Raw genomic sequence first — 9,392 nt, 5'->3', positions numbered from 1 at the left:
TCTTTCCGTGGCGGGGCGGGCGGTCAAGGGGGGCCGAAGGCCATCGCGAAGCGACGCGACGAAGGAGCGCCCTTGAGGGCCCGCCCCGCCACGGAAAGACGATAGGACTGGCGGGAACCCCCCAAACCCTCCCTGATCCCGCCAAGCAGTAACAGGCCACCCGAAGCCCAACCCCCCCCACCCCCCAGGGCCACTCGGGGGAGTTCGGGCGGCTGGCCGACTCGGGTGGGGGATTTGTCATACCGGGGGTGGCAGCATCGGTGGCTCGGAGGTGACCCCATGTCACGTCGGCCGCTTCGTGCCGCCTGCATCGCCGCAGTGCTCGTACCCGTGCTCGTCACGGCCGGGCCGCTCCCCGGTGCCCACGCCGAACCCGCCGGGCCCGGTGAGTCCGTCGGGGCGCTCCTCACCCGCCTGCAGGGGCTGTACCAGAAGGCCGAGGAGGCGACCGAGGCGTACAACGCCACCGAGGTCGCGCTGGGGGCCCGGCAGGGTGAGGAGCGGCGGCTGGCCGCCGAGCTGGGGAAGGCCCGTACCGTCCTCGCCTCCGAGAAGGCCGCCGCGGGGCGACTGGCCCGGGAGCAGTACCAGGCGTCCCGGGGCCTGTCCCCGTACGCCCGGATGCTGCTCACCGGGGACCCCCGGGTCGCGCTCGACCAGCGGCGGCTCGTCGCCCGCGAGGGCGCGCGGCGGGCCGCCGTACTGGCGCGGCTCGCGCGGGGTGAGCGGGAGGCGGGGGCGCTGGCGACCCGGGCCCGCAAGGCGCTGGACGCGGAGCAGACGCTGGCCGCGCAGCGCAAGCGGCACAAGGAGGAAGTGGCCTCGCAGCTGCGGGAGGTGGAGCGGACGCTGGCTGCGCTGAGTCCCGCCCAGCTCACACAGCTGGGCGCGCGGGAGGCCGCGGACACCGCCGAGGCCCAGCGGAAGCTGATGGACTCCGGTCGGCTGGGAAGTCCCGGGGCGGCGGCGGCCCGTACGCCCACGGCCGCCGGGAGCGTGGCGCTGACGTACGCGGCGGCCCAGATCGGCAAGCCGTATGTCTGGGGCACGGAAGGGCCGGGCTCCTTCGACTGCTCCGGGCTCACTTCGCGGGCCTGGGCGCACGCGGGGCGGAGCATTCCGCGGACGAGCCAGGAACAGTGGGCGCAGCTGCCGAAGGTGCCCCTCGACCAGCTGCGCCCCGGTGACCTGGTGGTCTACTTCCCCAAGGCCACCCATGTCGGCCTGTACATCGGTGACGGCAAGGTGATCCAGGCGCCGCGTCCGGGAGCGCGGGTCAAGGTGTCGCCCGTCGCGGCCAATCCGCTGCTCGGGGCGGTGCGCCCGGATCCGGCCGGGACCCCCCTCGACCGCTATGTGCCCCCGGCGCTGCCCGAGGGGGCGGCGGCGGGGGACGACGCGGGCTACTCGGCCGAAGCGGCGCCGGAGGGCGGCTCCGGCCGGGCCGCCGAGGAGGACTGATCGGACGGCGTCGCCGAAGCGGCGACCTCCGCCAGGTAATCCGCCGTGTCCTCGGGGTCGTAGAAGTACGTGTCGAAGTCGGCCGGGTTGTCGAAGCCGTTGGCGAATCGGTTCGCCACCGGCTGGAGCTGCCCGGCGGCACCGATCAGGTTCAGCACGTGCTCCGGCGGGACGCCCAGCATCGCGTTGGTCCACTGGGTGACCGGCTTGCCCGTCGTGAACCAGTACTTGTCGAAGGTCGCCTTCATCCACGACTCGTCGAACGGCTTGTCCCCGTGCATCAGGATCGACGACAGGTACGAGGCCGCGCACTTGGCGGCGGAGTTCGAGCCCTGGCCGGTGATCGGGTCGTTGGCGACGACGACGTCGGCGACGCCGAGCACGACGCCGCCGCCGGGGAGGCGGCCGATCGGGTTGCGGACCACCGGCGCGTAGCGGCCGGCCAGGGTGGCGCCCGCGTCCGTCAGCTCCGCCTCGGTCGCCCGGGCGTACTCCCACGGCGTGAACGTCTTCATGAGGTCCAGCGTCAGCGCCAGGTGCTCGGCGGGGTCCTTGACGCCGTCGAACACGTCCAGCGGGCCGCCCGGGATGCCCTCCCAGAACAGGATGTCCGCCCGGCCGGAGGTGGTGAGGGTCGGCATCACGAAGAGCTCGCCGACGCCCGGGACCAGGTTGCAGCGGACCGCTTCGGTGTCCGGGTGCTCCGGGCGCGGGCCGAGGCCGTGCACGTACGCGACCGCGAGTGCGCGCTGCGGGGAGTCGTACGGGGAACGCGCGGCGTCCCGGCCGAACATCGACACCAGCTCGCCCTTGCCGGCGGCGACCAGGGTGAGGTCGTAGGTGCGGGAGAAGTAGTCGAGGTCGGCGACGGAGGCGGCGTGGATGACGAGCTGTCCGCCGCGCTGCGTGAAGGCGTCCAGCCAGCCGGCCATCTTCACCCGCTGGTCGACGGACTGCGCGTACCCCTTGAGGTGGCCGAGCCAGTCGATGGGACGCGTCGCGTCGGGCGCGGCGACGGATACGCCGAGGCCCTGGATCTTCGGGGCCTGGCGCTCCCAGAAGTTGATCTGGAGGTCGCGTTCGTGCTGGAGCGCGGTGTCGAACATGCACTGCGTGGACATGACCCGCCCGGTGCGGATCTCGTCCGCCGTCCGGTTGGACATGAGGGTGACCTCGTACCCCTTCGCCTGGAGGCCGAGGGCGAGCTGGAGACCGGACTGGCCGGCTCCCACGACGAGTATCTTGCGCATCTCACGTTCTCGATTCGGGTCTAGTCGGGGGTGCTGTCGAGGGCGTGGCCCACGAGGGTCAGCAGGGATTCGACCACCGTGGTGCGGCGCCGGGCATCCATGATCACCACGGGTACCGCGGCCGGGATCGTGAGTGCCTCGCGCACGTCCTCGGGTTCGTACGACCGCGATCCCTCGAAGTGGTTGACGGCGACGGCGTACGGGAGCCCGCAGCTCTCGAAGTAGTCGAGCGCGGGGAAGCAGTCGCGCAGGCGGCGGGTGTCCGCCAGGACGATGCCGCCCACGGCCCCGCGCACCAGGTCGTCCCACATGAACCAGAACCGTTCCTGGCCCGGGGTCCCGTACACGTAGAGGACGAGGTCGTCGTCGAGGGTGATGCGGCCGAAGTCCATGGCGACGGTGGTGGTGGTCTTGTCCGGGGTGCAGGAGAGGTCGTCGGTGGGGGCGCCGGCCTGGGTCATCACCGCCTCGGTGCGCAGCGGGGTGATCTCCGAGACGGAGGAGACGAAGGTGGTCTTGCCCACGCCGAAGCCGCCCGCGACCAGGACCTTGACGGCGACGGGGGCGCGGGAGCGGTCGTACTGCCAGGGCTGGACGGGCTCGTCGTCCACGGCCGGCGGGACCGGACGGTCAGAGACGGCGAAGGCCACTGAGCACCCTTTCGAGCAGTGCGCGTTCGGGGCGGCCGGTGCCGTGGCCGGTCCCGTAGACGCGGATCCTTCCCTGGTCGGCCAGGTCGCTGACGAGGACGCGGACCACGCCGAGCGGGAGCTTCAGCAGCGCGGCGATCTCGGCGATCGTGCGCATGCGGCGGCAGACCTCGACGATGGCGGGCATCTCGGGCATGCGGTCGGGCTTCTGCGGCTCGGACGCCTTGGTCTCCAGGGCGGCGACGAAGGTCTCCACCAGCAGAACCTGCGTGAAGCGGGTGCGTCCGCCCGTGAGGGAGTAGGGGCGGACGCGGGCGGGGCGGCGGTCGGCGCCGCGTATCGGCAGCCGGTCGGAGGCCGGACTCCTCACGGGGTGTTCTCCATCGACTGGCGCAGCTCGCTGCGGACTTCGGGGGTCAGGACGTGGCCGGCGCGGCCGACGAACAGGGCCATGTGGTAGGCGACGACGCTCATGTCGCAGTCGGGGGTGGCGTGCACCCCGAGCAGCGAGCCGTCGCTGATGGCCATGACGAAGACGGAGCCGTGCTCCATCGCCACCATGGTCTGCTTGACGGATCCGCCGTCCATGAGGGCCGCGGCGCCGGTGGTGAGGCTGCCGAGGCCGGAAACGATGGTGGCGAGGTCGGCGGAGGCGCCGCGCGGGCCCTTGGGTCGCTGCGGGGCCGGGGCGGGGCCCCCGGGTCCGGCCGGTCCGGTTGGTTCGGACGACAGCAGCAGGAGCCCGTCGGAGGACACGACGGCTACGGAGTTGACGCCGGGCACCTCCTCGACCAGATCGGTCAGCAGCCACTGCAGGTTGCGGGCCTGGGTGCTCAGTCCGTACGTACTGGGCGCGGTCATGTGCGTGCCTCCTGTGCGCTGTCCCCCCGGTCGGTCTGCCCCTGCCCCTGGTCCTGGCCCTGGCCCTGTGCCAGCTCGGCGGCGACGACGCGCCGGCCGTCCTGGGCGCCCTGGTAGAACCCGCCGAGGCGGCGCCGCAGTTCTTCGGCGTCCACCTTGCGGGGCGGCTCGGGCCGTGCGGCGGGCGGTCCGTCGTCACCGGCCGTGCGCCCGGTGGCCACCGTGCGCGGGGTCCGTTTCGGAAGGCCCTTGTCGGTGACGGTCGGGGCGGGTCCTGCCTCGGCCTCGGCGTGGTCCGCCGTGTGGTGGGGATGGCTGCCCTGGCGGGGGAGCCAGTTGCCCTCGTCGGCGGTGTGGCTGTGCGGGTCCGGCTCCTGCGCCTGCGCCTGCGCCGGCTCCGGCTCCGGCTCCGGCGCCGAGGTGGCCGGGGCCGGGACGGTGAACACCTGCTCGGCGGGCGGCAGCGGGCCGTCCAGCGGGTCGGTGAAGGCCACCGGGTCCGCCTCTGCGACGACCCGGGCCAGCAGCTCCTCGGCCGCGGCGGGCTCGGGCAGCGGCTCGACGGCAGCGGGCTCGGGCAGCGGCTCGACGGCGGCGGGCTCGGCCGGGGCGGGCTCCACGGCAGCGGGCTCGGCCGGGGCGGGCTCCACGGCAGCGGGCTCGGCCGGGGCGGGCTCCACGGCAGCGGGCTCGGCCGGGGCGGGCTCCACGGGCGCGGGCTCGAACCCAGGCAGGGACTCGGGCTCGGACTCGGGCACGGTGGCCGCGTAGGCCTGCGCCGGAGCCTCGTAGCCCTCAGCCGGAACCCCGTAGTCCTCCGCCGGAACCCCGAAGCCTTCCGCCGGAGCCGCGTAGGCCTCCGGGGCGGCATCGGGGACCACCCGGGCGAGCAGTTCCTCGGCGGGCTCGGGCGCGGGGGCCTGCCCGGTGGGCTCCTGCTCCGGCGCGGGGTCCGCCGCGCCGGCTCCGCGCAGGCTGCTGGGCAGGGTGTTCTCGTTCGCCTCGGCGACGACGCCCGGCAGGCGCAGCGCGGGCGCGCCCGGCGTGGTCAGGGTGTGGACCGGGGACACCGGCGGAGTGGTGGGGAGCAGCGAGGCGGGGACGACGACCAGGGCCTCGGTGCCGCCGTGCTGGGGGGCGCGCAGTTCCGCGGTGACGCCGTGCCGGGCCGCGAGCCGCCCGGCCACGTACAGGCCGAGGCCCAGGCCGTGTTCGGATTCGGGTTCCTCGTCGTACGCCTCGGGCGTGGACAGCCGGGAGTTCAGCGCTTCCAGCCGGTCCCCGCTGACGCCGATGCCCGCGTCCACGACGGACAGCACCACCTCGCCGGAGTCGAGGAGCCGGCCGGACACCTTGACCGTGGCGTCCGGCGGCGAGAAGGTCGTCGCGTTCTCCAGCAGTTCGGCGAGCACGTGCGAGATGTCGTCGGCGGCGTGCCCCGCGACCTGCGTGTACGAGGGCAGCTCCGCGAGGTCGACGCGCTCGTAGCGCTCGATCTCGCTGACGGCGGCCCGCATGACGTCGACCAGCGGTACCGGGAGCCCCTGGCCGTGGCCGTGCTCCTGCCCGGCGAGGACCAGCAGGTTCTCGTTGTGGCGGCGCATCACGGTGGCCAGGTGGTCCAGCTTGAACAGGGTCGCGAGCCGGTCCGGGTCCTGCTCCTTGGACTCCAGCTCCTCGATGACCGCGAGCTGGCGCTCGACCAGGCCGAGGGTCCGCAGCGACAGCGAGACCGAGGTCGTCGACATGATGCGGCGGTGTTCCTCCAGGCCCGCCCGGAGCTTCGTCAGCTCCTCGTCCAGCACTTCCCGGCTGGACGTGAGCGCCTCGTTGCGGCCGATGAGCCGGCGGCGGTCGGCGTCGAGCCCGGCGATCCGGGTGTGCAGGGAGACCGTCTGGTCGCGGACGGCGTTCAAATGGCGGACGACTTCGGCGAACTCGTCGTTGCGGCCGGTGAAGCGGACCGGCTCCACCGAGCCCTCCGGCGTCGCCAGCCGCTCGGCGCCGCGGCGCAGGACCGACAGCGGGCGGGTCAGCGAGCGTGCCACGGCGGTCGAGACGCCGACGGTGACCAGGAACAGCACGCCCAGCAGGCCGACCAGGGTCTCCAGGCGGGTCACGTCGTCGTCGCGCAGGCCGGCGAGGGCGGTGGCCCGCTGGCCGGCGAGGGTGGACTCCACCGACCGCATCCGGTCGATGCGGGCGGTGAGCGCGGGGGCGATGGTGGAGCCGTCGGTCCTGCGGTCGGCGGGGGCCAGGGTGGGCCGCTCGGTGAGCCGCTTGAGGTGGTCGTCGGCGGCCTTGACCTCGGGTCCGGTGACGGTCGCGGCGAGGGTCTGGCGCACGTCGGGCCGGGAGACCCGCGCGAAGTCCTCCAGGGCGGCCTGTTCCCGTACGCGGGCCCGCTGCGCGGCGGTGGTCAGTTCGTCCACGACGGCCGAGTTGGGGGGCTGCTCGCCGCGGGGGACGGCCAGCGCGGCGAGCAGCAGTCCACGGGTTGCCGAGGCCTGTTCGACGGCCTGGCCCAGCGGGGCCAGCGGCCGGACGGTGGCCAGGGCGGCCTCGGCGCGCGGCGGGGTCAGTTCGGTGAGCCGGTCGCCGGGGGCGAGGAGTTCGGCGATGACGCCGGCGTAGGCCTGGTGGGCGGCGAGGGCGGCGCCCTTGCCGTCGACGGCCTCGGTGCGCACGGCCTGGACGCGGGCGAGGGCTCGGGCGAGTTCCTCGTCGGCCTCGGCCCGGACCTCGGCGAGCTGCCGGTCGGTCCGGGTCGCACGCTCCTGGACGGCGCCCTTGGCGGCGCCGGGGCGGCCCTTGGCGACGTACTCGATGACGGCGTCGCGCTCGTCGCCGAGGAGGTGCGCGAGGGTGAGGGTCTGCCTGGTCTGTTCCGCGAGGGTGACCAGGCGTTGGGAATCGTTGAGTTCCGTCGAGGCGGTGACGACGGCGGGTGCGCCGGCCGCGAGGACGGTGAGGCCGGCGACGGCGACGCCTACGACCAGCCTGCGGCGCACGCGGACGCGGCGTCCTGCGGGGGCCGGGCCGTCTGTGGCGGTGCCGTTCTTCCGAGACCGCTTCTTCTGCACCGGTGCTCGCAATCCTGTACGTGTGCTCTGGCTCGTCTACTCGTGTGGCCGAGGTAACGGCCGGTCAACAAGTAAACGCTCCCTGCCCCCTCGTACCGCCTCAGACCTTTGCAGTGTGATGGGGAGAGAGCCGCACATCGCCCACCCGGCCACTCGAACGAGTGAACATCACGGAAGAGTTGGCATCCAACTCGGGCACCCCGTGTCAGAGCACCTCCGTGGACGGGCGGTTGAAAGATCGATGCGGGCTTTGGCAGGATGCCCGCCCACATCGTGCGCCCGGCCCCGGCGATGGCGGGCCGGCGGGGCGGCGGAGGGCCGTCCCGCCCCGCCCGCTCCGGTACGAAGTCTCCCGGCTCCCACCGTGCCCACCGGGCAGAATGCGCGCATGCGCATCGACCTCGCCTCCGCCCCCGGTGACCCGGAACGCCCCAATGAGGACTGGCTGTCGGCGGCGCTGCCCGCCTGCGGCGGGGGTGTCCTGGTGGCCCTGGACGGGGTCACCCCGCCGGGGGGCGGGGACGGGTGCGTGCACGGAGTGCCGTGGTTCGTGGCCCGCCTCGGCGGCCGATTGACCGAACTGTCCGGATCGCGGCGGGACATGCGGCTGGACCGGATCCTGGCGGAGGCGGTCGGCTCGACGGCCGAGGCGCACCGCGACACCTGTGACCTTTCTCACACACGGACGCCGCAGGCGACGGTGGTCGTGGTCCGCTGGGACGAGACCGGCGTGGAGCACCTCGTGCTCTCGGATTCGGTGCTGCTGCTCCAGGCGCCCGGGGGCGAGGTGACGCCCGTGCTCGACGACCGGCTGGACCGGGTCCCCCGCGAGGTGCTGCGGTCGGTGGCGGCCACGGACGCCCTGCGCAACGCGGAGGGCGGCTTCTTCACCGCGGCGGCCGATCCCGCGGTGGCGGCCCGGGCGGTGACCGGGCACACCCCGCGCGGGCAGGTCCGGGCGGTGGCGGCGCTCACCGACGGCGCGAGCCGGTGGACGGACATGTTCCGGGAGGGCGACTGGGCCGAGTGCCTGGGGGTGCTGCGCAAGGAGGGCGCGCAGGGGCTGATCACCCGCGTCCGCACGCTCGAGTCCGACCCGTCCCGTCCGCCGGCCCGTCACAAGCGCCACGACGACGCGTCGGCGGCGTACGCGGAGCTGTAGCGGACGGGACCGCCGGGCACGTCCGGGTCCGGGGCGCGCGCCGGGCCGAGGGCTCCGCCCCAGGCGGGGTCCGGACCGAAGGGACGGGCCGAGTCGGGCCGGGCCGAGTCGGTACGGGCCGAGTCGGGCCGGGCCGCGGGGCGTGCCGGGCCGCGGGGTGGGCCAGACCGCGGGCCGAGCCGGCCGGTGGGTCGGTGGGCCCGGAAGGATCCGGCAGGCCCAACGGGGTCCGGGGGCCGGCAGGGCTCCGGGGCCCGGCAAGGCCGGGTGCCCGGAAAGCCAGGTGCCCGGAAAGCCAGGTGGCCCCGGAAGGCCCTGCCGGAGCCGGGGCCGGAAGGCCCTGCCGGAGCCGGGGGCCGGGGCCGGGAGGCCCTCCCGTCCCGGGGGCCGGAGGGGGCGGGCTCAGTCCGTCTCGGCTCCTGCGTTCAGCTGGTTCAGCAGGCGGGCCAGTTCCGCGACCTCTCCGCGGTCCCAGTCGGCGAGCTTGCGCATGTACTGCTCGCGGCGGGCGTCGCGGACCCGCAGGAAGCGCCCCCGGCCCTCCTCCGTGAGGCCGATCAGGAAGGCCCGGCCGTCCGCGGGGTCCGGCTCGCGGGCCACCAGGCCCAGGACCTCCAGGGCGCGCAGCTGGCGGCTCATGGTGGCCTTGCCGACCCCGAAGTACGCGGCGAGTTCCGTGGCCCGCTGGCGGCCGGCGGCCTCCAGACGGGTGAGCAGCCCGTACGCGGCGGGCTCCAGCTCGGGGTGCAGCGCGCGGGCCATCTCCCCGGACGAGGCGCGGGCGCGCCGGAGGAAGACGGACAGCTCCCGCTCCAGGGCAAGGAACTCCTGGTCTTCGCTCCCGTGCACGTCCCGCTCCCATCGGTGGTGTGAGCGGCCAGTATTTCGCAGCGCGCGCGGCGACGGCCCGGGGCCCCGCCGCGGC

General features: G+C 74.6%; 8 protein-coding genes. 2 read left to right on the top strand and 6 right to left on the bottom strand.

The annotated features are described in order from the left end of the window. The first annotated feature begins 279 nt into the window (after nt 1-279). Nucleotides 280-1,461 (top strand): NlpC/P60 family protein, encoded by a 1,182-nt coding sequence (locus tag ACFWUZ_RS15335; protein ID WP_384372208.1) that lies wholly within the window; start codon nt 280-282, stop codon nt 1,459-1,461. Here the strand turns inward: ACFWUZ_RS15335 and ACFWUZ_RS15330 are convergent. The 5 genes from ACFWUZ_RS15330 to ACFWUZ_RS15310 are packed head-to-tail and all read right to left on the bottom strand — an operon-like array spanning nt 1,404 to nt 7,233. Further along, the gene (locus ACFWUZ_RS15330) at nt 1,404-2,711 is read right to left on the bottom strand and encodes a styrene monooxygenase/indole monooxygenase family protein (RefSeq protein ID WP_384372206.1); all 1,308 of its coding nucleotides are present in this window, start codon (nt 2,709-2,711) and stop codon (nt 1,404-1,406) included. The genes ACFWUZ_RS15335 and ACFWUZ_RS15330 overlap by 58 nt on opposite strands. A gap of 20 nt (nt 2,712-2,731) precedes the next feature. After that, nucleotides 2,732-3,361: an ATP/GTP-binding protein gene (locus ACFWUZ_RS15325; RefSeq protein ID WP_384372204.1), complete on the bottom strand. Its 630-nt coding sequence runs from the start codon at nt 3,359-3,361 to the stop codon at nt 2,732-2,734. Continuing rightward, on the bottom strand, nt 3,342-3,731 hold the full coding sequence (locus tag ACFWUZ_RS15320) for a DUF742 domain-containing protein (protein ID WP_266934276.1): 390 nt from the start codon (nt 3,729-3,731) through the stop codon (nt 3,342-3,344). The genes ACFWUZ_RS15325 and ACFWUZ_RS15320 overlap by 20 nt, the downstream gene beginning before the upstream one ends. Further along, a complete protein-coding gene (locus tag ACFWUZ_RS15315; protein WP_384372202.1) occupies nt 3,728-4,222 on the bottom strand; it encodes a roadblock/LC7 domain-containing protein in 495 nt (164 codons plus the stop codon). The genes ACFWUZ_RS15320 and ACFWUZ_RS15315 overlap by 4 nt, the downstream gene beginning before the upstream one ends. Beyond that, entirely contained in the window at nt 4,219-7,233 is a 3,015-nt protein-coding gene (locus tag ACFWUZ_RS15310) for a nitrate- and nitrite sensing domain-containing protein (protein ID WP_384372200.1), read from the bottom strand. The genes ACFWUZ_RS15315 and ACFWUZ_RS15310 overlap by 4 nt, the downstream gene beginning before the upstream one ends. 460 nt (nt 7,234-7,693) lie before the next feature. Between ACFWUZ_RS15310 and ACFWUZ_RS15305 the strand changes: the two genes are divergently transcribed. After that, complete coding sequence (locus tag ACFWUZ_RS15305; RefSeq protein ID WP_384372198.1) at nt 7,694-8,467, top strand: hypothetical protein; 774 nt, start codon at nt 7,694-7,696, stop codon at nt 8,465-8,467. 402 nt (nt 8,468-8,869) lie between these two features. On the opposite strand, the gene ACFWUZ_RS15300 is transcribed toward ACFWUZ_RS15305, so the two are convergent. Next, nucleotides 8,870-9,316 (bottom strand): MarR family winged helix-turn-helix transcriptional regulator, encoded by a 447-nt coding sequence (locus tag ACFWUZ_RS15300; protein ID WP_384372196.1) that lies wholly within the window; start codon nt 9,314-9,316, stop codon nt 8,870-8,872. Nucleotides 9,317-9,392 lie beyond the last annotated feature (76 nt).

Origin of the sequence: Streptomyces sp. NPDC058646 (assembly GCF_042716875.1) — a bacterium.
Taxonomy (GTDB): Bacteria; Actinomycetota; Actinomycetes; order Streptomycetales; family Streptomycetaceae; genus Streptomyces.
Note: the sequence above shows the minus strand (reverse complement) of the source record. Positions and strands in the feature narration are given on the sequence as shown.